The sequence below is a fragment of the Goodfellowiella coeruleoviolacea genome (genome assembly GCF_024171785.1).
GTDB lineage: Bacteria > Actinomycetota > Actinomycetes > Mycobacteriales > Pseudonocardiaceae > Goodfellowiella > Goodfellowiella coeruleoviolacea.
On sequence record NZ_JAMTCK010000005.1, the window covers coordinates 449,155 to 471,714 of the forward strand.

Annotated in this window: 31 protein-coding genes; 2 read left to right on the forward strand and 29 right to left on the reverse strand. The window is 67.2% G+C overall.

Translation table 11 applies throughout. The features are described from left to right. Positions 1–225 precede the first annotated feature (225 nt). The gene (locus LX83_RS13565) at positions 226–465 is read right to left on the reverse strand and encodes a hypothetical protein (protein ID WP_253771009.1); all 240 of its coding nucleotides are present in this window, start codon (positions 463–465) and stop codon (positions 226–228) included. A gap of 156 nt (positions 466–621) precedes the next feature. On the opposite strand from LX83_RS13565, the gene LX83_RS13570 reads away from it, so the two are divergent. Next, complete coding sequence (locus LX83_RS13570; RefSeq protein ID WP_253771011.1) at positions 622–1,491, forward strand: helix-turn-helix domain-containing protein; 870 nt, start codon at positions 622–624, stop codon at positions 1,489–1,491. Positions 1,492–1,495: 4 nt separating this feature from the next. Then, positions 1,496–1,690, forward strand: a complete 195-nt coding sequence (locus tag LX83_RS13575) for a DUF397 domain-containing protein (RefSeq protein WP_253771013.1) — start codon at positions 1,496–1,498, stop codon at positions 1,688–1,690. Between the two features lie 81 nt (positions 1,691–1,771). Here the strand turns inward: LX83_RS13575 and LX83_RS13580 are convergent, their stop codons facing one another. The 28 genes from LX83_RS13580 to LX83_RS13715 all read right to left on the reverse strand — a co-directional run bounded on the left by LX83_RS13580 (position 1,772) and on the right by LX83_RS13715 (position 22,544). Then, positions 1,772–2,119, reverse strand: coding sequence for an AbrB/MazE/SpoVT family DNA-binding domain-containing protein (locus LX83_RS13580; protein WP_253771015.1), 348 nt, complete (start codon positions 2,117–2,119; stop codon positions 1,772–1,774). A 459-nt stretch (positions 2,120–2,578) separates the two neighbouring features. Next, positions 2,579–2,875, reverse strand: a complete 297-nt coding sequence (locus LX83_RS13585) for an AbrB/MazE/SpoVT family DNA-binding domain-containing protein (RefSeq protein WP_407649555.1) — start codon at positions 2,873–2,875, stop codon at positions 2,579–2,581. Positions 2,876–3,051: 176 nt separating this feature from the next. After that, positions 3,052–3,495, reverse strand: a complete 444-nt coding sequence (rplO, locus tag LX83_RS13590; protein WP_253771019.1) for a 50S ribosomal protein L15 — start codon at positions 3,493–3,495, stop codon at positions 3,052–3,054. 1 nt (position 3,496) lies between these two features. After that, positions 3,497–3,679 (reverse strand): 50S ribosomal protein L30, encoded by a 183-nt coding sequence (gene rpmD, locus LX83_RS13595; RefSeq protein ID WP_253771021.1) that lies wholly within the window; start codon positions 3,677–3,679, stop codon positions 3,497–3,499. 5 nt (positions 3,680–3,684) lie between these two features. After that, complete coding sequence (rpsE, locus tag LX83_RS13600; protein WP_253771023.1) at positions 3,685–4,287, reverse strand: 30S ribosomal protein S5; 603 nt, start codon at positions 4,285–4,287, stop codon at positions 3,685–3,687. A 49-nt stretch (positions 4,288–4,336) separates the two neighbouring features. Then, positions 4,337–4,744: a 50S ribosomal protein L18 gene (gene rplR, locus LX83_RS13605; protein ID WP_301328125.1), complete on the reverse strand. Its 408-nt coding sequence runs from the start codon at positions 4,742–4,744 to the stop codon at positions 4,337–4,339. A gap of 2 nt (positions 4,745–4,746) precedes the next feature. Further along, on the reverse strand, positions 4,747–5,286 hold the full coding sequence (rplF, locus tag LX83_RS13610; protein ID WP_253771027.1) for a 50S ribosomal protein L6: 540 nt from the start codon (positions 5,284–5,286) through the stop codon (positions 4,747–4,749). A 17-nt stretch (positions 5,287–5,303) separates the two neighbouring features. Next, entirely contained in the window at positions 5,304–5,702 is a 399-nt protein-coding gene (rpsH, locus tag LX83_RS13615; RefSeq protein WP_253771029.1) for a 30S ribosomal protein S8, read from the reverse strand. Positions 5,703–5,841: 139 nt separating this feature from the next. Then, on the reverse strand, positions 5,842–6,027 hold the full coding sequence (locus LX83_RS13620) for a type Z 30S ribosomal protein S14 (protein WP_253771031.1): 186 nt from the start codon (positions 6,025–6,027) through the stop codon (positions 5,842–5,844). A 35-nt stretch (positions 6,028–6,062) separates the two neighbouring features. Beyond that, positions 6,063–6,626: a 50S ribosomal protein L5 gene (gene rplE / locus LX83_RS13625; protein WP_407649557.1), complete on the reverse strand. Its 564-nt coding sequence runs from the start codon at positions 6,624–6,626 to the stop codon at positions 6,063–6,065. An 11-nt stretch (positions 6,627–6,637) separates the two neighbouring features. Next, positions 6,638–6,952, reverse strand: a complete 315-nt coding sequence (rplX, locus tag LX83_RS13630; RefSeq protein ID WP_253771035.1) for a 50S ribosomal protein L24 — start codon at positions 6,950–6,952, stop codon at positions 6,638–6,640. Next, positions 6,952–7,320, reverse strand: coding sequence for a 50S ribosomal protein L14 (rplN, locus tag LX83_RS13635; protein ID WP_253771037.1), 369 nt, complete (start codon positions 7,318–7,320; stop codon positions 6,952–6,954). The genes rplX and rplN overlap by 1 nt, the downstream gene beginning before the upstream one ends. A 170-nt stretch (positions 7,321–7,490) precedes the next feature. Further along, positions 7,491–7,766, reverse strand: coding sequence for a 30S ribosomal protein S17 (gene rpsQ, locus LX83_RS13640; protein WP_308203965.1), 276 nt, complete (start codon positions 7,764–7,766; stop codon positions 7,491–7,493). Beyond that, positions 7,763–8,011 (reverse strand): 50S ribosomal protein L29, encoded by a 249-nt coding sequence (gene rpmC, locus LX83_RS13645; protein WP_253771039.1) that lies wholly within the window; start codon positions 8,009–8,011, stop codon positions 7,763–7,765. Before rpmC ends, rpsQ begins: the two co-directional genes overlap by 4 nt. Then, on the reverse strand, positions 8,011–8,430 hold the full coding sequence (gene rplP, locus LX83_RS13650) for a 50S ribosomal protein L16 (RefSeq protein WP_253771041.1): 420 nt from the start codon (positions 8,428–8,430) through the stop codon (positions 8,011–8,013). Before rplP ends, rpmC begins: the two co-directional genes overlap by 1 nt. Positions 8,431–8,433: 3 nt before the next feature. Continuing rightward, the gene (gene rpsC, locus LX83_RS13655; RefSeq protein WP_253771043.1) at positions 8,434–9,288 is read right to left on the reverse strand and encodes a 30S ribosomal protein S3; all 855 of its coding nucleotides are present in this window, start codon (positions 9,286–9,288) and stop codon (positions 8,434–8,436) included. Continuing rightward, positions 9,288–9,719 carry a 50S ribosomal protein L22 gene (gene rplV, locus LX83_RS13660; RefSeq protein WP_253771045.1) on the reverse strand — a complete coding sequence of 144 codons (432 nt, stop codon included), beginning with the start codon at positions 9,717–9,719 and terminating at the stop codon, positions 9,288–9,290. Before rplV ends, rpsC begins: the two co-directional genes overlap by 1 nt. 38 nt (positions 9,720–9,757) lie before the next feature. Further along, positions 9,758–10,039, reverse strand: coding sequence for a 30S ribosomal protein S19 (gene rpsS / locus LX83_RS13665; protein ID WP_093155222.1), 282 nt, complete (start codon positions 10,037–10,039; stop codon positions 9,758–9,760). An 18-nt stretch (positions 10,040–10,057) separates the two neighbouring features. Next, a complete protein-coding gene (rplB, locus tag LX83_RS13670; RefSeq protein WP_253771047.1) occupies positions 10,058–10,891 on the reverse strand; it encodes a 50S ribosomal protein L2 in 834 nt (277 codons plus the stop codon). A 43-nt stretch (positions 10,892–10,934) separates the two neighbouring features. Then, entirely contained in the window at positions 10,935–11,234 is a 300-nt protein-coding gene (rplW, locus tag LX83_RS13675; RefSeq protein ID WP_253771048.1) for a 50S ribosomal protein L23, read from the reverse strand. After that, positions 11,231–11,962 (reverse strand): 50S ribosomal protein L4, encoded by a 732-nt coding sequence (rplD, locus tag LX83_RS13680; protein ID WP_253771050.1) that lies wholly within the window; start codon positions 11,960–11,962, stop codon positions 11,231–11,233. Before rplD ends, rplW begins: the two co-directional genes overlap by 4 nt. After that, positions 11,962–12,612, reverse strand: coding sequence for a 50S ribosomal protein L3 (rplC, locus tag LX83_RS13685; RefSeq protein ID WP_253771052.1), 651 nt, complete (start codon positions 12,610–12,612; stop codon positions 11,962–11,964). Before rplC ends, rplD begins: the two co-directional genes overlap by 1 nt. 53 nt (positions 12,613–12,665) lie before the next feature. Further along, entirely contained in the window at positions 12,666–12,971 is a 306-nt protein-coding gene (gene rpsJ / locus LX83_RS13690; RefSeq protein WP_003938093.1) for a 30S ribosomal protein S10, read from the reverse strand. Between the two features lie 547 nt (positions 12,972–13,518). After that, positions 13,519–14,712, reverse strand: a complete 1,194-nt coding sequence (gene tuf, locus LX83_RS13695; protein WP_253771054.1) for an elongation factor Tu — start codon at positions 14,710–14,712, stop codon at positions 13,519–13,521. 188 nt (positions 14,713–14,900) lie between these two features. Next, positions 14,901–17,003, reverse strand: coding sequence for an elongation factor G (gene fusA, locus LX83_RS13700; protein WP_253771056.1), 2,103 nt, complete (start codon positions 17,001–17,003; stop codon positions 14,901–14,903). An 80-nt stretch (positions 17,004–17,083) separates the two neighbouring features. Then, positions 17,084–17,554, reverse strand: coding sequence for a 30S ribosomal protein S7 (gene rpsG, locus LX83_RS13705; RefSeq protein WP_253771085.1), 471 nt, complete (start codon positions 17,552–17,554; stop codon positions 17,084–17,086). Further along, the gene (gene rpsL, locus LX83_RS13710; RefSeq protein WP_253771087.1) at positions 17,554–17,928 is read right to left on the reverse strand and encodes a 30S ribosomal protein S12; all 375 of its coding nucleotides are present in this window, start codon (positions 17,926–17,928) and stop codon (positions 17,554–17,556) included. Before rpsL ends, rpsG begins: the two co-directional genes overlap by 1 nt. A gap of 719 nt (positions 17,929–18,647) precedes the next feature. Continuing rightward, complete coding sequence (locus tag LX83_RS13715) at positions 18,648–22,544, reverse strand: DNA-directed RNA polymerase subunit beta' (RefSeq protein WP_253771089.1); 3,897 nt, start codon at positions 22,542–22,544, stop codon at positions 18,648–18,650. Between the last annotated feature and the right edge of the window lie 16 nt (positions 22,545–22,560).

A 22,560-nucleotide genomic window follows, 5' to 3' on the forward strand; every position in this document is an offset into this window, starting at 1 on the left:
ACAGCCGGGTACAGCCAGCGACTCTAACAGCAGTGCGCCACTCTGCCGTAGTCGCCGGTGATCCGAAGTTCGCCTAGCCACTTCGCGCTATCCGACAGGTAGCCCGAACGGCGGCAGCAACATCACCCAATAGTCCGAGAAACCGCAGTATAAGCCGGCCCCAGCCCGATGCGCACCCGCAGCGACACCCGACCGCACTACCCCCGACCGGGTGAAGCCAGGCCTTCAGCCCTCAGCAGAATCCGCCGACGCGGCCCGCACCGCCGCCATCTCCGCCAGCGCCCGGTCGAGCAGGTCCCGACAGCGCCGCGCCGCCGCCTCGGACATCCCCAGGGTCACGTCCACCGCCCCACCGAAGGTGACGTCGGCGAACTCCCCGCCGTCCTCGATCTTGTACTTGATCCACTCCGCGTCGACCGCCCCGATCCACATCCCGCCCACCGTCACCGGCTGCCCCTGACTCATCCCCACGGTTTCCTCCCATCACTCCGGATCGAAACTGACGACGCCGAAGCTATCTTACGTATGTAACTTCCACAGCTAACCGAAAGAGTGAATGCCGGTACGTAGCCAAGGTGGAACACTGGGTGCGGCTTTCGGGTGACTGGTGGGAGGTTCGACGTGGGCGGCAAGCAGGCACCGAAGATCGAGCACGTGCAGGTGGCGGCAACCCTGCGCCGAATGCGCGAGGAGGCCGGTATCAGCCGTGAGCGCGCGGCGGACATGCTCGCCTGCACGGTCTCGAAGATCAGCGACCTGGAGACCGGACGCTCCAAACCGAAGCCGGTCGAGTTGGAGAAGCTGCTCAACGAGTACGGGGTCGCCCCGGAGGAACAGGCTGACCTGATCGAGTTCGCCAGGACCTCACGAGGCAGGCGTCCGCGTGGCCCCTTCAGCGCTCCTGCCCTGCCAGGGCACCATCGACGAGCCGCTGACCTGGAGGCGCAGGCGACATCGATCGTCTTCTACTCGTCGGAGATCATTCCCGGCATCCTCCAGGTCCGGCCGTACGCCGAGGCGATGGTCAGCTGGGGCAAGGAAGGCCGGTCCGACGAGGTGAGCAACCTGGTGACCACGCGGATGCAGCGCGCCGCGGCCCTTTCCCGCACCAACCGTGCTCCGCTGCGCTACTGGTGCGTTCTGGGCGAGGCAGCGCTGTGGACCAACATCGGCGGGCCAAAGGTCATGTGCGAGCAGCTCGCGCACCTGATCCAGCTCAACCTCACCATGGAGAACGTGGTCATCCAGATCCTGCCACTGGGCTCGGGCCCACACGCCTTCCTCGGCATCACGGCGACCCTCTACCAGCTACCTGACCCCGCCCCGGACATCCTCATGATGGACACCCATTCCCGAATGGTCTTCCAGGATCGATCGTCAGATGTCGAACTGGCCAAACACCACCTTGAGCTGATCAAAGCCAAGGCTCTCGGGCGCGAGGACAGCACCGAGTTCATGCAGCAACGCCACCAGGAACTGCAAGTAGGGTGACCTCATGCCGCTGAAGACGAACGAGTGGTTCACCCCGCGCCGCAGCTACAACGGCACGCACTGCGTGGAAACCAAGTTCACGTCGGACGCGGTGTACGTGCGGAACAACCAGCGGCCCGAGGCCGGCACCGCCGTCTTCACCCACGAGGAGTGGGCGGTCTTCGTCGCGAGCGTCAAGGACGGCGACTACGACGTCTGAGCCCTGGCCGTCCGAGCCTGGCGGGACGGCTGGTGAGCCCGCTGGCCGCCCACCGCCGGCATGGACGGCTCGTCGGGCCGGTCAGTGCTGGGGTGCCTCAGCGGCGGGGCTGGTGGCCGACTGGGCCTGTTCCTTCAGGCGTTCCAGGTCTTCCAGGTAGCGGAACAGGTCCTCGTCGGTGTCCAGGCAGGACGGGTCGGGCAGCGCGGGCTGCTTGGTGTTCTCGTCCTTCTCGACCCGCCACTCCGGCTTGCAGAACCACCGCTTCTCCGTGGCGTCGTCGGTCATCGTGTGCAGGACGACCTTGCCGTAGTCGGTGACGGTGAACTCGATCTCGTCGCCCTCGACGATCCGCAGGGCCTGGCGGATCGGGGCCGGCAGCATCAGCTGGCCGCCGTGCCCCAGTTTGGCCCGGTACTGCGCTGCCATGGTCACGCCCCCTTGCCGGGCTGATACAGCCGAAAAAGATCTCCTACTGGGGGCTTCGGCATGAACGACAGAACCTTGACTACCCGATCGGGTAAACGTTCCAGAAAAGAACACGACGGCCGACAGGGGTGTCCCAGCCGGCCGCCTGCGGTCACGTCATGGCGGACCAGGGTCGAAAATCGAGTGATCACCGACCCTACGCCAAACGACGTGCGGGCTTCCCCGCTGTCGTTCCGGGCCGTACTCCCAGGTTGCCCGTCCGTCGGGGGCCCACGTCATCTCATAGACACCAGGAGCGCTCTGCACGCGCTTCACTCGAAGCCCAGGACGAAACCGGCCCGCGTCCAGATCGGGTACGAACTCCTGTTTCACCACTCGCTCGAAGCGCTCCCTGAGCTGAGGAGACAGCTTGTGGTAGTCACGCTGAAAGCGTGGTGTCGTCTCGAAGGTTGGCACGTCCTACTGCTCACTGCCCCGCTTGAGATAGTCGAACATCTCGTCAACGTTCTCGTGAAACGTCACGTCGCCGGCCGCGATCTGTTCGCTGGCCTCCCGCTCGCCCGCCTGCCATTCGGGTGTCCAGAACCAGCGCTGGTCAGCCGGGATGGTCGTCAGTCCGCGCAGCAGCACGTCACCAGAGTCAGTGATGGTGAACTCGACCTCGTCATCCTCGGTCACGTGCAACGCCTGCCGAACGGGGCCAGGCAACGTCAGCTGTCCCTTGTTCCGCAGCTTTGCCCGGTGCTGGCTCGCCATGGTGATCACGCCTCCTTGCCTCCCCTCCAGTATGAGTCCGAAAATCTCACTTTCCAACTGTCGGCGAGTGAAGCAGTCACCTTGCTCACCTGATTGAGCGAAAAGCGTCCAGACAGAACACGACGGCCGGCAGGGGGTGTCCCTGCCGGCCGTCGTGGTGTTCGGTTGTGCTCAGGTCACAGCGTGGTGGTGGTGCCACCCGCCGCGGCGATCTTCTCGGCCGCGCTGCCCGAGAAGGCGTGCGCGGTGACGTCCAGCTTGACGCCGCCGAGGTCGCCGTTGCCGAGGACCTTGACCAGCTGGCCCTTGCGGACCGCGCCGGCCTCGACCAGCTGCTCCGGGGCGATGGCGCCGCCCTGGGGGAACAGCCGGGCCAGGTCACCGACGTTCACGACCTGGTACTCGGTGCGGAAGCGGTTCTTGAAGCCCTTCAGCTTCGGGAGCCGCATGTGGATCGGCATCTGGCCGCCCTCGAAGCCCGCCGGCACGTTCTTCCGGGCCTTGCTGCCCTTGGTACCGCGGCCGGCGGTCTTGCCCTTGGAGCCCTCACCGCGACCCACGCGGGTCTTCTCGGTCTTGGCGCCGGGGGCAGGACGCAGGTGGTGGATCTTGATGGTCACGTCAGTCGACCTCCTCGACAGCCACCAGGTGGCGGACGGTGTGGATCAGGCCGCGGACCTGGGGGGTGTCCTCGCGCACCACAGCCTGGCGGATCTTGCGCAGGCCAAGGGTGCGCAACGAGTCACGCTGGTTCTTCTTGGTGCCGATGGTGCTCTTGACCTGGGTCACCTTGAGCTGTGCCATGGTCGTCACACCCCCTGCCCAGCGCGCGCCCGCAGCATGCCGGCGGGGGCCACGTCCTCCAGCGGCAGACCGCGGCGAGCGGCCACCTCCTCGGGACGCTGCAGCGACTTCAGCGCCGTCACCGTGGCGTGCACGATGTTGATGGCGTTGTCGCTGCCGAGCGACTTGCTCAGCACGTCCTGGACACCGGCGCACTCCAGCACGGCGCGCACCGGGCCACCGGCGATCACACCGGTACCGGCGCTGGCCGGGCGGAGCAGCACCACACCAGCGGCCTCCTCACCCTGGATCGGGTGCGGGATGGTGCCGGCGATCAGAGGCACGCGGAAGAAGTTCTTCTTCGCCTCCTCAACGCCCTTGGCGATGGCGGCCGGCACCTCCTTGGCCTTGCCGTAGCCAACGCCGACCATCCCGTCGCCGTCGCCGACGACCACCAGCGCGGTGAAACTGAACCGGCGGCCACCCTTGACGACCTTGGAGACGCGGTTGATCGCGACAACCTTCTCGAGATGCGGGGTCTTCTCCTGGGCCGCCCCGCCGCGGCCACCGTCCCGGCGGTCGCGGCGTTCGCCGCGCTCCCCGCCGTCACGACGCGTGCGTCCTGGCATCAGGCGTCCCTCTCGTTCGTCTTCGTGCTGTACATCGCGTACATGTCTCTCAGAACTCCAGCCCCGCCTCGCGTGCCGCATCGGCCAACGCGGCGACTCGGCCGTGGTAGTCGTAACCGCCCCGGTCGAAGACGGCCTTGGCAATGCCGGCCTGCTTCGCCCGGGCGGCGACCAGCTCGCCGACCTTGGCGGCGCGTGCCTTCTTGTCCCCGTCCAGCGCCCGCACGTCCGCCTCCAGGCTGGAGGCCGACGCGATGGTGTGCCCGGCCAGGTCGTCGACCAGCTGCGCCACGATGTGCCGCGAGGACCGGTTGACCACCAGGCGGGGACGCTCCGGGGTTCCGCTGACCTTCTTGCGGATCCGGAAGTGACGACGTGCACGGGCGATGCGACGCGTGGTGGAGACGTCCTTGCCGACCGTGCGGCGCTTGGTAGCGGTAGCAGTGGACTCGCTCATGCTCACTTACCCGTCTTCCCGACCTTGCGGCGGATCTTCTCGCCCGCGTAGCGCACGCCCTTGCCCTTGTACGGGTCCGGCTTGCGCAACTTGCGGATGTTGGCCGCGACCTCGCCAACCCGCTGCTTGTCGATGCCGACGACGGAGAACCGGGTGGGGGTCTCCACGACGAAGGTGATGCCCTCCGGCGGAACGACCTTCACCGGGTGGCTGTAGCCGAGCGCGAACTCCAGGTCGGAACCCTTGAGCTGCACGCGGTAGCCGACCCCGTGGATCTCCATCTTCTTCTCGTAGCCCTCGGTCACCCCGACGACCATGTTGTGCACCAGGGTGCGGGACAGCCCGTGCAGAGCCCGGTTGCGGCGCTCGTCGTCCGGGCGCTTCACCTCAAGGGCGCCGTCCTCGGCCCGCTCGATGGTGATCGGCTCCGCGAGGGTGTGCGCCAGGGTGCCCTTGGGCCCCTTGACGCTGACGGTCTGGCCGTCGATGTTGACGTCGACCCCGGAAGGAACGGAGATCGGCAGCTTTCCAATGCGCGACATGCCCTAATCCCCCTTCCTCACCACACGTAGGCGAGGACTTCCCCGCCCACACCCTGCTTGCTGGCCTGCTTGTCAGTGAGCAGCCCGGACGACGTCGAGATGATCGCCACCCCAAGGCCGCCGAGCACCTTCGGCAGGTTGGTCGACTTCGCGTACACCCGAAGACCGGGCTTGGACACGCGCCGCAGACCCGCGATGCTGCGCTCGCGGTTCGGCCCGTACTTCAGCTCCACGACCAGGTTCTTGCTGACATCGCCCTCTTCGCTGCGGAAACCAGCGATGTAACCCTCGCGCTGGAGGATCTGGGCGATGTTGGCCTTCAACTTGGAGTGCGGCATCACGACCTCGTCGTGGTATGCCGAGTTCGCATTCCGCAGACGCGTCAACATGTCTGCGATGGGATCGGTCATCGTCATGGTGACCTAACAACCTTTCTCGCCCCGGTTCCACCCGGATCCTCGAGGTCCTGTCCTCTGATCTGCCGGGCGGCCTGTGGCGAAGTGGGGGTCAGCAGGGTGGGGCTGGCCGGGGTGCGTCAGCCGGTGGACTGGTGGGTCACCAGCTGGACTTGCTCACTCCGGGCAGCTCACCGCGGTGTGCCATCTCACGCAGGCACACCCGGCACAGGCCGAACTTGCGGAACACCGAGTGCGGGCGTCCGCACCGCTGGCAGCGGGTGTAGGCCCGCACCTTGAACTTCGGCTTGCGCGCGGCCTTCTCGATCAGCGCCTTCTTGGCCATGCTTCGTTCTCCTTAGGACCACCGCTGGTCGGTGGTCACTGCTCCTTGAACGGGAAGCCGAGCAGCTTGAGCAGCGTACGGCCTTCCTCGTCGTTGGTGGCGGTGGTGACCACGGTGATGTCCATGCCGCGCGGGCGGTCGATCGAGTCCGGGTTGATCTCGTGGAACATCGACTGCTCGTTCAGGCCGAACGTGTAGTTGCCGTTGCCGTCGAACTGCTTGCCCGACAGGCCGCGGAAGTCGCGGATACGGGGCAGCGCGATGGTCAGCAGCCGGTCCAGGAACTCCCACATGCGGTCGCCGCGCAGCGTGACGCGCGCGCCGATCGGCATGCCCTCGCGCAGCTTGAACTGCGCGATGGACTTGCGGGCCCGCCGCACCTCGGGGCGCTGGCCGGTGATGACCGACAGGTCGCGCACGGCGCCCTCGATCAGCTTGCTGTCGCGAGCGGCGTCGCCGACGCCCATGTTCACGACAACCTTGACCACGCCGGGCACCTGCATGGGGTTGGCGTAGCTGTACTGCTTCTTCAGCGCGTCGACGATTTCCTCGCGGTAGCGGGTCTTCAGCCGAGGCACGATCTTCTCGGTGCTCTCCACGGTGGTCATGCTCAGATGTCCTTACCGTTGCGGCGGGACACCCGGACCCGGCGCCCCTCGTCGTTCGTGCGGTACCCAACCCTGGCCGGCTTGCCATCGGAGTCGACGACCATCACGTTGCTCACGTGGATCGGCGCCTCCTGCGTGACGATGCCGCCGGACTGCGCGCCCCGCTGGGTCTGGGTGACCCGCGTGTGCTTCTTGATCCGGTTGACACCCTCGACCAGGACCCGCTGCTTGTCCGGGTACGCCTGGATCACCTTGCCCTTGGCGCCCTTGTCCTTGCCGGCGATGACGACGACCGTGTCGCCCTTCTTCACCTTCATCACAACACCTCCGGCGCGAGCGAGATGATCTTCATGAACTTCTTGTCGCGCAGCTCCCGGCCGACCGGGCCGAAGATGCGGGTGCCGCGCGGCTCGTTGTCGTTCTTGATGAGCACTGCGGCGTTCTCGTCGAACCGGATGTAGGAACCGTCAGGACGGCGGCGCTCCTTGGCGGTGCGCACGACGACGGCCTTGACCACGTCGCCCTTTTTCACGCCGGCACCGGGGATCGCGTCCTTGACGGTGGCGACGATGATGTCGCCGATTCCCGCGTAGCGCCGCCCCGAACCACCGAGCACCCGGATGCAGAGGATTTCCTTCGCACCGGTGTTGTCGGCGACGCGCAGCCGCGACTCCTGCTGGATCACTTCAACTCCTGACCCTTGCTGGCACGCCAGATTTCCGACCTGACGCGCGCGGTCGTTTGGTGGGAGATTCGGGTCGCCCGGTGTCCGGTGGCACGGTGTCCCGCGCCAGCCGTGTCCCGTGTGGACGGTTCACGGCGCACCGTTCCACCGGGCGGCCCCGGCCTCTCCAACTACTTGGCCTTCTCCAGGATCTCCACCAGCCGCCAGCGCTTGGTCGCCGACAGCGGACGGGTCTCCATCAGCAGTACGCGGTCGCCGACGCCAGCGGTGTTCTGGTCGTCGTGCGCCTTCACCTTGGTGGTGGTGCGCAGGACCTTGCCGTACAGCGAGTGCTTCTTGCGGTCCTCAAGCTCGACCACGATCGTCTTGTCCATCTTGTCGGACACGACGTAGCCCTCGCGGACCTTGCGGTAGTTACGCGTGGTGGCGTTCTGGCTCTCGCTCACGCCGCACCCTCCCCACTAGGAACCTGATCGGGGGACACGGACAAACCGAGCTCCCGCTCACGCATCACGGTGTAGATCCGGGCGATGTCGTGCCGGACCGTGCGCAGTCGCCGGTTGTTGTCGAGCTGACCGGTGGCCATCTGGAACCGGAGGTTGAACAGCTCCTCCTTGGCCTCCTTCAGGCGCAGCACCAGCTCCTCGTCGGTGAGCTCACGCAGCTCTGCCGCGGTGGTACCCGCCGCCATCAGAAGTCACCACCCTCACGCGTGACGATCCGGCACTTCATCGGGAGCTTGTGGATCGCCCGGCGAAGCGCCTCCCGAGCCACGGCCTCGTTCGGGAAGCTCATCTCGAACAGCACCCGGCCCGGCTTGACGTTGGCCACCCAGTACTCCGGCGAACCCTTACCGGAACCCATGCGGGTCTCGGCCGGCTTCTTGGTGAGCGGGCGGTCCGGGAAAATGTTGATCCAGACCTTGCCGCCACGGCGGATGTGCCTGGTGATGGCGATACGAGCGGACTCGATCTGCCGGTTGGTCACGTAAGCCGGCTCCAGAGCCTGGATGCCGAGCTCACCGAAGGTGACCCGGGTACCGCCCTTGGCAGCACCGGACCGCTGCGGCGAGTGCTGCTTGCGGTGCTTGACCTTGCGCGGGATGAGCACTACTCAGCCCTCCGTCTTCTCTGCGGCGGCCGGCGTGCTGACCGCCGGTGCGCTGTCCACCGCCGCGTCGCTCACACTCTGGTCGGACTGGCCCTCAGCGGCCGCCCGGCCGGCGTCGGTGCTCGCCGGGGTGGTCCCGGAGGAACCCGACCGGCGAGGCCGGCTCGGCCGCTCGCGGCGCGGCGGACGGGACTCCGCGGTGGTCTCCCGCTCGCGCTTGGCGCTCAGGCCACCGACCACGTCGCCCTTGTAGATCCACACCTTGACGCCGATGCGACCGAAGGTGGTGCGAGCCTCGAAGAAGCCGTAGTCGATGTCCGCGCGCAGCGTGTGCAGCGGCACGCGGCCGTCGCGGTAGTGCTCGGAGCGGGACATCTCAGCCCCACCCAGGCGGCCACCGCACTGCACCCGGATGCCCTTGACCTGCGGGGAACGCATGGCCGACTGGATGGCCTTGCGCATCGCGCGGCGGAAGGAGACCCGGTTGGACAGCTGCTCGGCCACGCCCTGGGCGACCAGCTGCGCGTCCGACTCGGCGTTCTTGACCTCGAGGATGTTCAGCTGGACCTGCTTGGCGGTCAGCTTCTCCAGCTCGCCGCGGATCCGGTCGGCCTCGGCGCCACGGCGGCCGATGACGATGCCCGGACGGGCGGTGTGGATGTCGACGCGGACCCGGTCGCGGGTGCGCTCGATCTCCACCTTGGAGATGCCGGCACGCTCCATGCCCTTGGAGAGCATGCGGCGGATCTTGACGTCCTCCGCCACGTACTCGGCGTACTGCTTGTCCGCGTACCAGCGGGACTTCCAGTCGGTGGTGATCCCCAGCCGGAAGCCGTGCGGGTTGATCTTCTGACCCACTACCGGGCACTCCCCTTCGACTTGCTCTGGCGACCCTTGCCGCCCTTGCGGTCGTCCGCCGGCCTGGACTCAACCTCAACGGTGATGTGGCTGGTCCGCTTGTTGATCCGGTACGCACGACCCTGGGCACGCGGCCGGAATCGCTTGAGCGTCGGCCCCTCGTCCACGTACGCCGCGCTCACCCACAGGGTGTCGGGGTCGAGGGAGAGGTTGTTCTCGGCGTTGGCCACGGCGCTGGCGAGCACCTTCGCCACCGGACCGCTGGCGGCCTGCGGCGCGAACTGGAGCACGGCCAGGGCCTCGCTGGCGCTACGGCCCCTGATGAGCTCGACCACCCGCCGCGCCTTCATCGGCGTGGTGCGGACGTAGCGAGCCCGAGCCACAGCGCGCGGAAGCTGTTCCGCGGTCGCGGCGTTGTTGCGGGCGTTCATCGCTGCTACCCCTTGACTCTTCCTAGTTCGTCACCCGCTCAGCGGCGGCGCGACTTCCGGTCTTCCTTGACGTGGCCCTTGAAGGTGCGGGTCGGGGCGAACTCGCCCAGCTTGTGCCCGACCATCGCCTCGGTGACGAACACCGGGACGTGCTTGCGGCCGTCGTGCACCGCGAAGGTGTGGCCCAGCATGTCCGGGATGATCGTCGACCGGCGGGACCAGGTCTTGATCACGGTCTTCTTGCCCGACTCGTTGAGGGCGTCCACCTTCTTGAGCAGGTGGTCGTCCACGAAGGGGCCCTTCTTGAGGCTACGCGGCATCCTTCACTCCCTCCCTGCTCAGCGCTTCTTACCGGCGCGGCGACGCCGGACGATGAGCCGGTCACTTTCCTTGCGGCGGCGGGTACGACCCTCGGGCTTACCAGCCGGGTTCACCGGGTGGCGACCACCGGAGGTCTTGCCCTCACCACCACCGTGCGGGTGGTCCACCGGGTTCATGGCCACACCGCGGACGGTCGGGCGCTTGCCCTTCCACCGCATGCGGCCGGCCTTGCCCCAGTTGATGTTGGCGTGCTCGGAGTTGCCGACCGAGCCCACCGTGGCGCGGCAGCGCACGTCCACGTTGCGGATCTCGCCCGAGGGCATCCGCAGCTGGGCGAACGCGCCCTCCTTGGCCACCAGCTGCACGCTGGCACCGGCCGAGCGGGCGATCTTGGCGCCACCACCGGGCCGCAGCTCGATCGCGTGCACCACGGTGCCCAGCGGGATGTTGCGCAGCGGCAGGTTGTTGCCCGGCTTGATGTCCGCCTTGGGGCCGTTCTCCACCTGGTCGCCCTGGCGCAGCTTGTCCGGGGCGAGGATGTAGCGCTTCTCGCCGTCGGCGTAGTGCAGCAGCGCGATGCGCGCGGTGCGGTTCGGGTCGTACTCGATGTGCGCGACCTTGGCCGGCACGCCGTCCTTGTCCACCCGGCGGAAGTCGATCAGGCGGTAGGCGCGCTTGTGCCCGCCGCCCTTGTGCCGCGTGGTGATCTTGCCGTGCGCGTTGCGGCCGCCACGGCCGTGCAGCGGGCGAACCAGCGACTTCTCCGGCGTCGACCGAGTGATCTCGGCGAAGTCGGACACGCTCGCGCCACGACGTCCCGGCGTCGTCGGCTTGTACTTGCGAATGCCCATCTCTTAAGCAGTCCTCGTCCTGTCAGCAGTCCTGCCGGCGCCGTCAGGCGGCCGGGCCGCCGAAGATCTCGATCGGCTTGCTTTCCGGCGACAGCGTGACGACGGCGCGCTTGGTGTCCTTGCGCTTGCCGTAGCCGGTCCTGGTCCGCTTCCGCTTGCCCTGGCGGTTGATCGTGTTCACGCTCACGACCTTCACGCCGAAGACCTTCTCGACCGCGATCTTGATCTCGGTCTTGTTCGCGCCCGGGGACACCAGGAAGGTGTACTTGTGCTCTTCGAGCAGCCCGTAGGACTTCTCGGAGATCACGGGCGCGAGCAGGATGTCGCGCGGGTCGGGGATCACTTGTCACCCTCCTCAGCGGCCACCGAGGACTTGGCCTTCGCCTTGGCGGCGATCGGGCCGGCCAGGAACAGCTCCAGGGCGTCCTTGGTGAACACCACGTCGTCGTTGACCAGCACGTCGTAGGTGTTGAGCTGGTCCGGGCCGAGCACGTGCACCGAGTCCAGGTTGCGCAGGCTCAGCCAGGCGAGCTCGTCGGTCCGGCTCACCACGGCCAGCACTCGCCTGGCCTGGCTGACGTGCCCGAGCGTCTTCTTGGCCTGCTTGGTGGACGGCGCCTCGCCGGTGACGACACCGGTGACCACGTGGATCTGGTTGGCGCGCGCCCGGTCGGACAGCGCTCCGCGCAGCGCGGCGGCCTTCATCTTCTTGGGGGTCCGCTGCGTGTAGTCGCGCGGCGTGGGCCCGTGCACCGTGCCACCGCCGGTGAACTGCGGGGCGCGGGTCGAACCCTGGCGGGCCCGGCCGGTGCCCTTCTGCCGGTACGGCTTCTTGCCGCCACCGGAGACCTCACCGCGGGTCTTGGTGTCGTGGGTGCCCTGGCGGGCCGCGGCCTGCTGGGCCACCACGACCTGGTGCATCAGCGCGATGTTCGCCTGGACGTCGAAGACCTCGGCGGGCAGCTCGACGGTGCCGTCGGTGGTGCCCTCGGGGGTGTAGACGTCAACGGTGCGGACCGTGGTGCCCACGGCGGTGATCTCCTCGGCGTTCGCCTGAGTGTTCTCGCTCATCACGCACCACCCTTCGCGGCGCTACGAACGAACACCAGGCCGTTCTTCGGGCCGGGGACGGCGCCCTTGATGAGCAGCAGCCCGGCCTCGGCGTCAACCCGGTGCACGGTCAGGTTCTGCGTGGTCACGCGCTCGTGGCCCATGCGGCCGGCCATGCGCACGCCCTTGAACACGCGGCCGGGCGTGGCGCAGCCGCCGATCGAGCCAGGCGAGCGGTGCTTGCGCTGGGTGCCGTGGCTGGCGCTGAGGCCCTTGAAGCCGTGCCGCTTCATGACACCGGCGGTGCCCTTGCCCTTGCTGGTGCCGGTCACGTCCACCACCGCGCCGGCCTCGAACACCTCGGCGGTGATCTCCTGGCCGACCTCGTACTCGCTGGCGTCCGTGGTCCGCAGCTCGGCCAGGTGGCGCCGGGGCGTCACACCCGCCTTGCTGAAGTGCCCGGTCACCGGCTTGTTGACCTTGCGGGGGTCGATGGCCCCGTAGGCCAACTGAACGGCCGCGTAGCCGTCTTTCTCCTCGGTGCGGACCTGGGTGACCACGTTCGGCTCGGCCCTGACGACGGTCACCGGCACGATGCGGTTGTTGTCGTCGAAGACCTGGGTCATGCCGAGTTTGGTGCCCAGAATCCCCTTGATCTGCCTGTCAGACATGGGTCTCGTTACTCTCCGCCGCTGAAGTCGACGCTCGATGACGCGCCCAACGCTTACTGGATGTTGACGTCGACGCTTGCCGGCAGGTCGATGCGCATGAGCGCGTCCACCGTCTTCGGCGTCGGGTCGAGGATGTCGATCAGACGCTTGTGCGTGCGCATCTCGAAGTGCTCGCGCGAGTCCTTGTACTTGTGCGGCGAGCGGATGACGCAGTAAACGTTCTTCTCGGTGGGCAGCGGCACCGGCCCAACGACCCGGGCGCCGGTGCGCGTCACGGTCTCGACGATCTTCCGCGCTGAAGCATCAATCGCCTCGTGGTCGTAGGCCTTGAGCCGAATGCGGATCTTCTGTCCCGCCATGATGGCTTGCCGTTCCTCTTCTCGCCGTTATGGAGCCCGGCCGCACCGCTGTGGAGCCCGGCCGTAGAGACCGGGGAGTACTGCTCCCGCTCCCCTATTCACAAGTCAATAGTCAGGTGGTGCTGCGGTATCCGGTCCACGCGGTCGGGCGTGTCGCCGCCGCTTCGCATACCGGTCCCATTGACTTTTGTCTTTGGGATGGGCCTTCCGACCCCGGTCCTGGTGTGGCCCTGTTCCGGTCCGCCAAGACCCCCCGGGTCATGCCCACACGGGTACGACCCAAGGTATGTCATTGTCTCGGCCAGACCGGGGTCCGACGGACCCCAGGACGCCGACCACTCGTGCCGGGGCGGTCGGTCGGTACTACACGGGGAACTCCCCGTACGAACACCGCACCGACCGCCCCATGACGAGCAACCCGTTCAGCATGCCACACCCTGGCGTGGCCGGCCAAATCGGGGTCCGCTGGTGCGGCCCGGATAACAACTCCGATGTCACCCGGACCAGGGCCGGCCGGCGAGCACGGGGCTCACCGGCCGGCACCCAATCACTTGTTGATCTTCAGCACGTGGCCGGCGCCGACGGTGCGGCCACCCTCACGGATAGCGAACCGCAGGCCCTCGTCCATCGCGACCGGCTGGATGAGCTGCACCGACATGGTGGTGTTGTCACCCGGCATGACCATCTCGGTGCCCTCGGGCAGGGTCACCACACCGGTCACGTCGGTCGTGCGGAAGTAGAACTGCGGCCGGTAGTTGTTGAAGAACGGCGTGTGCCGGCCACCCTCGTCCTTGGACAGGATGTAGACCTGCGCCTCGAACTCGGTGTGCGGGGTGGTGGTGCCCGGCTTCACGACGACCTGGCCGCGCTCCACGTCCTCGCGCTTGATGCCGCGCAGCAGCAGACCGACGTTGTCACCGGCCTGGCCCTGGTCGAGCAGCTTGCGGAACATCTCAACGCCGGTGACGGTGGTCTTCATCGACTTCTCCTTGATGCCGACGATCTCCACCTCCTCGTTGACGTTGATGACGCCACGCTCGATGCGGCCGGTCACCACGGTGCCACGACCGGTGATGGTGAACACGTCCTCGATCGGCATCAGGAACGGCTTCTCGATCTCACGCACCGGGTCCGGCACGTTCTCGTCCACCGCGTCCAGCAGGTCGAGCACGGACTGCGTCCACTCCGGGTCGCCCTCCAGGGCCTTCAGGCCGGAGACCTTGACCACCGGAGCGTCGTCGCCCGGGAAGTCCTGGGACGACAGCAGCTCACGAACCTCCAGCTCGACGAGCTCCAGGATCTCCTCGTCGTCCACCATGTCGGCCTTGTTCAGGGCCACCACGATGTAGGGCACGCCGACCTGCTTGGCCAGCAGCACGTGCTCGCGGGTCTGCGGCATCGGGCCGTCGGTGGCGGCCACCACCAGGATGGCGCCGTCCATCTGCGCCGCACCGGTGATCATGTTCTTGATGTAGTCGGCGTGACCAGGAGCGTCGACGTGCGCGTAGTGGCGCTTCTCCGTCTGGTACTCGACGTGCGAGATGTTGATCGTGATCCCGCGCTGCTTCTCTTCCGGAGCCTTGTCGATCTCGTCGAAGGCCGAGGCCTTGTTCAGGTCCGGGTACTTGTCGTGCAGGACCTTGGTGATCGCCGCGGTCAGAGTGGTCTTGCCGTGGTCGACGTGACCAATCGTGCCGATGTTGACGTGCGGCTTGGTCCGCTCGAACTTCGCCTTCGCCACTGGATTGTCCTCCTGGACTTCTTTACTTTCCGCTGGGCCGTCAAACCGGTCTCGGCCCAGCGACTCGTCAGGGTCGGTTGTGCGGACCCCGGGGAGTGTCCCCCCGGAGAGCCCGCACTAGTGTGCGGTGCTCCGGTTAGGGGTCACTCCCCCGTCGCCTTCGCGATGCTCACTGCCTGGCTCCGAGTTCACTCGCCCGTGGCCTTGGCAATGATCTCCTTCGCGACGTTCGTCGGAACCTCCGCGTAGGAGTCGAACTGCATGGAGTAGTTCGCCCGGCCCTGGGTCTTGGACCGCAGGTCACCGACGTAGCCGAACATCTCCGACAGCGGCACCAGCGCCTTGACGACGCGGGCCCCACTGCGCTCCTCCATCGCCTGGATCTGCCCGCGACGGGAGTTGAGGTCACCGATGACGTCACCCATGTAGTCCTCGGGCGTGGTCACCTCGACCGCCATCATCGGTTCGAGCAGCACCGGGTTGGCCTTGCGCGCCGCCTCCTTGAGTGCCATGGAGCCGGCGATCTTGAAGGCCATCTCGGAGGAGTCGACCTCGTGGTAGGCACCGTCGAGCAGGGTCACCTTCAGGCCGACCAGCGGGTAGCCGGCGAGCACGCCGTACTGCATGGCGTCCTGGGCGCCCGCGTCCACCGACGGGATGTACTCCCTGGGCACGCGGCCACCGGTGACCTTGTTCTCGAACTCGTAGAACGCACCGTCGGCGGTCTTCTCCAGCGGCGACAGGGCGATGATCACCCGCGCGAACTGGCCGGAACCACCGGTCTGCTTCTTGTGCGTGTACTCGAACTTCTCCACCGTGCGGCGGATGGTCTCCCGGTAGGCGACCTGCGGCTTGCCGATGTTCGCCTCGACCTTGAAGTCGGACTTCATCCGGTTGACCAGCACCTCGAGGTGGAGTTCGCCCATGCCCTCGATGATCGTCTGGCCGGTCTCCTCGTCCTGGCTGACCCGGAAGGTCGGGTCCTCCTCGGCGAGCTTCTGGATGGCCGTGCTCAGCTTCTCCTGGTCGGCCTTGGTCTTCGGCTCAACCGCGACCTTGATGACCGGCTCGGGGAAGGTCATCGACTCCAGCACGATCGGCGCCTGCGGGTCGCTCAGGGTGTCACCGGTGGTGGTGTCCTTGAGGCCGATGCACGCGTAGATGTGGCCGGCGCGCGCCTCCTCGACCGGGTTCTCCTTGTTGGAGTGCATCTGGAAGAGCTTCCCGATGCGCTCCTTGCGGTCCTTGGTCGAGTTGATGACCTGGGTGCCCGACACGATCCGACCCGAGTAGACCCGGATGTAGGTCAGCTTCCCGAAGAACGGGTGGGTCATGATCTTGAACGCCAGCGCCGAGAACGGCTCGTCCACGCTGGGCTTGCGGAAGGCCGGCGTCTCGCCGTCCTGCAGCGTGCCCTCGACCTGCGGGATGTCCAGCGGCGACGGCAGGTAGTCGATCACCGCGTCGAGCATGGGCTGCACGCCCTTGTTCTTGAACGCGGAGCCGCACAGCACCGGGTAGGCCTCCCGGTTGACCGTGACCTTGCGGATGCCCGCCTTGATCTGCTCGACGGACAGCTCCTCGCCGGCGAGGTACAGCTCCATGAGCTCGTCGTCGGACTCGGCGATCGTCTCGATGAGCTTCTCGCGGTACTCCGCGGCCTTGTCAGCGAGGTCGGCCGGGATCTCCTCGACGACGTAGTCCTCGCCCTTCTGCACCTCACCGCGCCAGACCAGCGCCCGGTTCTCGACCAGGTCGATGCACCCGATGAAGTCGTTCTCCGCGCCGATGGGCAGCTGGATCACCAGCGGCTTGGCGTTGAGCCGCTCCTCGATGGTGCGGACGGTGAAGTAGAAGTCCGCGCCCAGCTTGTCCATCTTGTTGACGAAGCAGATGCGCGGGACGTTGTACTTGGTCGCCTGCCGCCAAACCTGCTCAGACTGCGGTTCGACACCTTCCTTGCCGTCGAACACAGCGACCGCGCCGTCGAGAACCCGCAGGTTGCGCTCCACCTCGACGGTGAAGTCGACGTGGCCAGGCGTATCGATGAGGTTGATCTGGTGGTCGTCCCAGAAGCAGGTGGTCGCGGCGGAGGTGATGGTGATGCCGCGCTTCTGCTCCTCCTCCATCCAGTCCATCGTCGCGGCGCCGTCGTGCACCTCGCCGATCTTGTAGTTGATCCCCGTGTAGAAGAGGATCCGCTCGGTCGTGGTGGTCTTGCCCGCGTCGATGTGGGCCATGATCCCGATGTTGCGGACCTTGGCCAGATCTGTCAGCACGTCGCGTGCCACGAGTGTCGTCCCCTGTCTTGAGCAGCAAATTCGCGCTCACTAGGGCTGGCGTTGCACCGGTCGGGCAGACCGGTGGTCGATCACCAGCGGTAGTGGGCGAAGGCCTTGTTCGACTCGGCCATCTTGTGCGTGTCCTCGCGGCGCTTCACGCTCGCCCCGAGACCGTTGCTCGCATCGAGCAGCTCGTTCATCAGACGCTCGACCATGGTCTTCTCCCGGCGCTGCCGCGAGAAGTTGACCAGCCAGCGGAGTGCGAGCGTGGTCGAGCGGCCCGGCCGCACCTCGACCGGGACCTGGTAGGTGGCGCCACCAACCCGGCGGCTGCGCACCTCCAGGGTCGGCTTCACGTTGTCCAGCGCGCGCTTGAGCGTGACCACCGGGTCGGTGCCGGTCTTCTCGCGGGCACCTTCCAGGGCGCCGTAGACGATCCGCTCGGCGACCGAGCGCTTGCCGTCGACCAGCACCTTGTTGATCAGCTGAGTGACCAGCGGGGAGCTGTAAACCGGATCGGAGATCAGCGGCCGCTTCGGGGCCGGTCCCTTGCGGGGCATCAGCTCTTCTCCTTCTTCGCACCGTAACGGCTGCGAGCCTGCTTGCGGTTCTTCACACCCTGGGTGTCGAGCGAACCGCGGATGATCTTGTAGCGGACGCCAGGGAGGTCCTTCACACGGCCGCCACGGACGAGCACCATCGAGTGCTCCTGCAGGTTGTGGCCCTCACCCGGAATGTACGCCGTGACCTCAATCCCACTGGTGAGCTTCACACGCGCGACCTTGCGCAGGGCGGAGTTCGGCTTCTTGGGAGTGGTGGTGTAGACGCGGGTGCACACGCCGCGCCGCTGCGGGCTCCCCTTGAGAGCCGCGCTCTTGGTCTTGACGACCTTGTCCTGGCGGCCCTTGCGGACCAGCTGCTGGATCGTTGGCATAGACCGGCTTTCTTCGCGTTCGCGTCTCGTCCGTGCGAGCTCTGTGTACTTGGTGTCTGTCTGGGTCTGTTTCTGGCGCGTCCCCGTATCCCGAGGTCGGGCGTGTCGGCCCAGCCTCAGACCCGTGAGCGACAGACCGTGTAGTCCTGTGGCGTCCCACTGGGATTCAAGAGGACTACCGCGCACCCCCGGTAACAGCCGTCTTAAGTCAAATTTGACATCTGTCAACTTGACATCAGAACAACCGCCACCGCTCACGGGCACGCGGAGCGGCCCGACATAGGTCGGGCACAAGTAGCAAAGATACCTGGCTCCGCCCGTACGGGTCAAAACGGGGGGGCCCACGTCACCTGCGATCCAGCTCTGTTGTCGCTGGCTCGCCAGGCCGCCGGGCTACCTCTCCCCACCATGCCCGCCAACACGCCAACCCGCCACCCAAAACCACCCGAACGGGGGAGAGAAGACCGCACACACCGCCGTGGAGGACGCAGCCGCGCGTGCCTCCACCGGCGCCGTGCCCGATGCGGTCCCGTCGGTGTGGCTGGCGTGCGCACGCGACCCGGAGTTGGCCGCGGCCGCGCCCCTGGACCACGCCATGGCCCGCCGGCGGTCTGGCCCCTCCTGTGGTGACCCCAGCAGGCGTCAGGCCGTCCAGAAAACGGGACGGGCCCCGGGCGCTGGGGTGCGCTCGGGGCCCGCCACGGGTGAGTGACTCGACGTCAGCGGTAGTCGCGGCCGAAGTCGTAGTCGTCCAGCGGCACCGCCGCGCCAGTGCCCGTGCCGAACACGTCCGGCGTGTAGTAGCCGTCGTCGTAGGACGGGATGGCGTAGGCCGCGGCCCGCGCCTCCTCGGTCGGCTGGACCTGGATGTTGCGGTACCGGTTGATGCCCGTACCAGCCGGGATCAACTTACCGATGATCACGTTCTCCTTCAGGCCGATCAGCTTGTCGCTCCGGCCGTTGATCGCGGCATCGGTGAGGACTCGCGTGGTCTCCTGGAAGGAGGCGGCCGACAGCCACGAGTCCGTGGCCAGCGACGCCTTGGTGATACCCATCAGCACCGGGCGACCGGAGGCCGGCTCGCCGCCCTCGGCGACGACCCGCCGGTTCTGCGACTCGAACTCCGCCCGCTCGACCAGCGAGCCGGGCAGGAACTCGGTCGAGCCCGAGTCGATGATCGTGACCCGGCGCAGCATCTGCCGGACGATCACCTCGATGTGCTTGTCGTGGATGGCCACACCCTGGGAGCGGTAGACCTTCTGGACCTCCTCCACCAGGTGCAGCTGGGCCTCGCGCGGGCCCATCACGCGCAGCACCTCGTGCGGGTCGGGCGTGCCCTCCAGCAGCAGCTGCCCCACGGAGACGTGGTCGCCGTCGGCCAGCGGCCCGTTCGGGGTGTTGGCCAGCCGCTGCCGCTTGGACAGCTTGTCGAAGACGATCTCCTCGCTCCCGTCGTCCGGGATGAGGGTGATCTTCCAGAACCGCTCGCCGTCCTCGATGCGCACCCGGCCGTCGACGTCCGCGATCGGCGCCTTGCCCTTGGGCACCCGGGCCTCGAACAGCTCGGCCACGCGCGGCAGACCCTTGGTGATGTCGTCACCGGCGACACCACCCTGGTGGAAGGTACGCATGGTCAGCTGGGTACCCGGCTCACCGATGGACTGGGCGGCCACGATGCCGACGGCCTCGCCGACGTCCACCAGCTTGCCGCTGGCCATCGACCGGCCGTAGCACTGGGCGCACACGCCCACGGCCGACTCGCAGGTCAGCACGCTGCGCACCTTGACGCTGGTGACACCCAGGCTGGCCAGCTTTTCGATGGCCGGGTCACCCAGGTCGTCGCCCCGGTTGAGCAGCACGTTGCCGTCGGCGTCGGCCACGTCCTCGGCGAGGGTGCGGGCGTAGACGCTGGTCTTGACGTGCTCGTCCAGGCTGTAGCGACCGTCGACCGCGTCGGCGACCTTCATGGTCACGCCGCGGTTGGTGCCGCAGTCGATCTCGCGGACGATGACGTCCTGGGAGACGTCCACCAGACGACGGGTCAGGTAACCCGAGTCGGCGGTCCGCATGGCGGTGTCGGCCAGACCCTTGCGGGCACCGTGCGTGGAGATGAAGTACTCCACCACGGTCAGGCCCTCGCGGAAGTTCGCCTTGATCGGGCGGGGGATGTACTCACCCTTCGGGTTCGACACCAGACCACGCATACCGGCCAGCTGCACGACCTGGGTCATGTTTCCAGCCGCACCGGACTTCACGATGGTCGGGATCGGGTTGTCCTCGGGGAAGTTCGCCTCCATCGCCGCGGCGACCTCGTCCTTGGCCTGGTTCCAGACGTTGACGAGTTCGCTGTTGCGCTCCGCGTAGGACAGCTGGCCGCGCTGGTAGCGCTTCTCCACCACGTCGGCCTGCTTCTCGTACCGGTCGAGGATCTCCTGCTTGTTCTCCGGCACGACCACGTCGGAGATGGCGATGGTGACCCCGGACCGGGTGGCCCAGTAGAAGCCGGCGTCCTTGAGCTTGTCCAGCGTGCGGGCCACGGTGACCATCGGGTACCGCTCGGCCAGGTCGTTCACCACGTCCGACTGCCGCTTCTTGGGCATCGGCTCGTTGATGTACGGGTAGTCCGCGGGCAGCAGCTCGTTGAACAGCACCCGGCCCAGCGTGGTCTCGGCCAGCCACGCCTGACCCGGCTCCCAGCCCTCGGGCTCCTGGCCGCGCGGTGGCATCCGGTCGGTGATCCGGATCTTGACCGGCGCCTGCAGGTCGATCACGTGCCGGTCGAAGGCCATGATCGCCTCGGCCGGCGAGGAGAACGCCCGCCCGGCGCCCTTGCCGTCGGCCTTGAGCCTGGTCAGGTGGAACAGCCCGGTGACCATGTCCAGACGCGGCATGGCCAGCGGCCGGCCGGAGGCCGGCGACAGGATGTTGTTGCTGGACAGCATCAGGATGCGGGCCTCGGCCTGCGCCTCGGCCGACAGCGGCAGGTGCACCGCCATCTGGTCACCGTCGAAGTCCGCGTTGAACGCCTCGCAGACCAGCGGGTGCAGCTGGATGGCCTTGCCCTCGACCAGCTGCGGCTCGAAGGCCTGGATGCCCAGCCGGTGCAGGGTCGGCGCCCGGTTCAGCAGCACGGGGTGCTCGGTGATGACCTCTTCCAGCACGTCCCACACCTGCGGGCGCTGGCGCTCCACCATCCGCTTGGCGGACTTGATGTTCTGCGCGTGGTTGAGGTCCACCAGCCGCTTCATCACGAACGGCTTGAACAGCTCCAGCGCCATCTGCTTGGGCAGACCGCACTGGTGCAGCTTCAGCTGCGGGCCGACCACGATGACCGAACGGCCGGAGTAGTCGACGCGCTTGCCCAGCAGGTTCTGGCGGAACCGGCCCTGCTTGCCCTTGAGCAGGTCGGACAGGGACTTCAGCGGCCGGTTGCCCGGGCCGGTGACCGGACGCCCGCGGCGGCCGTTGTCGAACAGCGCGTCCACGGCCTCCTGGAGCATCCGCTTCTCGTTGTTGACGATGATCTCGGGCGCGCCGAGGTCGATCAGTCGCTTGAGGCGGTTGTTCCGGTTGATCACGCGGCGGTACAGGTCGTTCAGGTCGGAGGTGGCGAACCGGCCACCGTCGAGCTGGACCATGGGCCGCAGGTCCGGCGGGATCACCGGGATGCAGTCCAGCACCATGCCCTGCGGGCTGTTGCCGGTGGCCTGGAACGGGGCCACCACCTTCAGCCGCTTGAGGGCGCGCAGCTTCTTCTGCCCCTTGCCGGTGCGGATCGTCTCGCGCAGGGACTCGGCCTCGGCGTTGACGTCGTAGTCGGCCAGCAGCCGCTGGATGGACTCCGCGCCCATGGCACCGGTGAAGTACTCGCCGTAGCGGTCGTACAGCTCCCGGTACAGCAGCTCGTCGGCGATGAGCTGCTTGGGCTCCAGCTTGGTGAAGGTGCTCCAGATCTCGTCGAGCTTGTCCAGCTCCCGCTGGGCGCGGTCGCGGATCTGGCGCATCTCGCGCTCGCCGCTCTCCTTGACCTTGCGGCGCACGTCGCTCTTGGCGCCCTCGGCCTCCAGCTCGGCGAGGTCGGCCTCCAGCTTCTGGGCCCGCGCCTCGATGTCGGCGTCGCGCTTGTTCTCCACGCGCTTGCGCTCGACCTGCATCTCGTTCTCGAGGGTGGGCAGGTCGGTGTGCCGCAGCTCGGTGTTGACCGAGGTGATCACGTAGGCGGCGAAGTAGATGATCTTTTCCAGATCCTTCGGCGCCAGGTCGAGCAGGTAGCCCAGCCGGCTGGGCACACCCTTGAAGTACCAGATGTGGGTGACCGGGGCGGCCAGTTCGATGTGGCCCATCCGCTCACGGCGCACCTTGGCGCGGGTCACCTCGACGCCACAGCGCTCACAGATGATGCCCTTGAAGCGGACGCGCTTGTACTTGCCGCAGTAGCACTCCCAGTCCCGGGTGGGACCGAAGATCTTCTCGCAGAACAAGCCGTCCTTCTCCGGCTTGAGCGTGCGGTAGTTGATCGTCTCGGGCTTCTTGACCTCGCCGTACGACCACTGGCGGATGTCGTCGGCCGTGGCGAGGCCGATGCGAAGCTCGTCGAAGAAGTTGACGTCGAGCACGTCGGTTCTTCTCCCC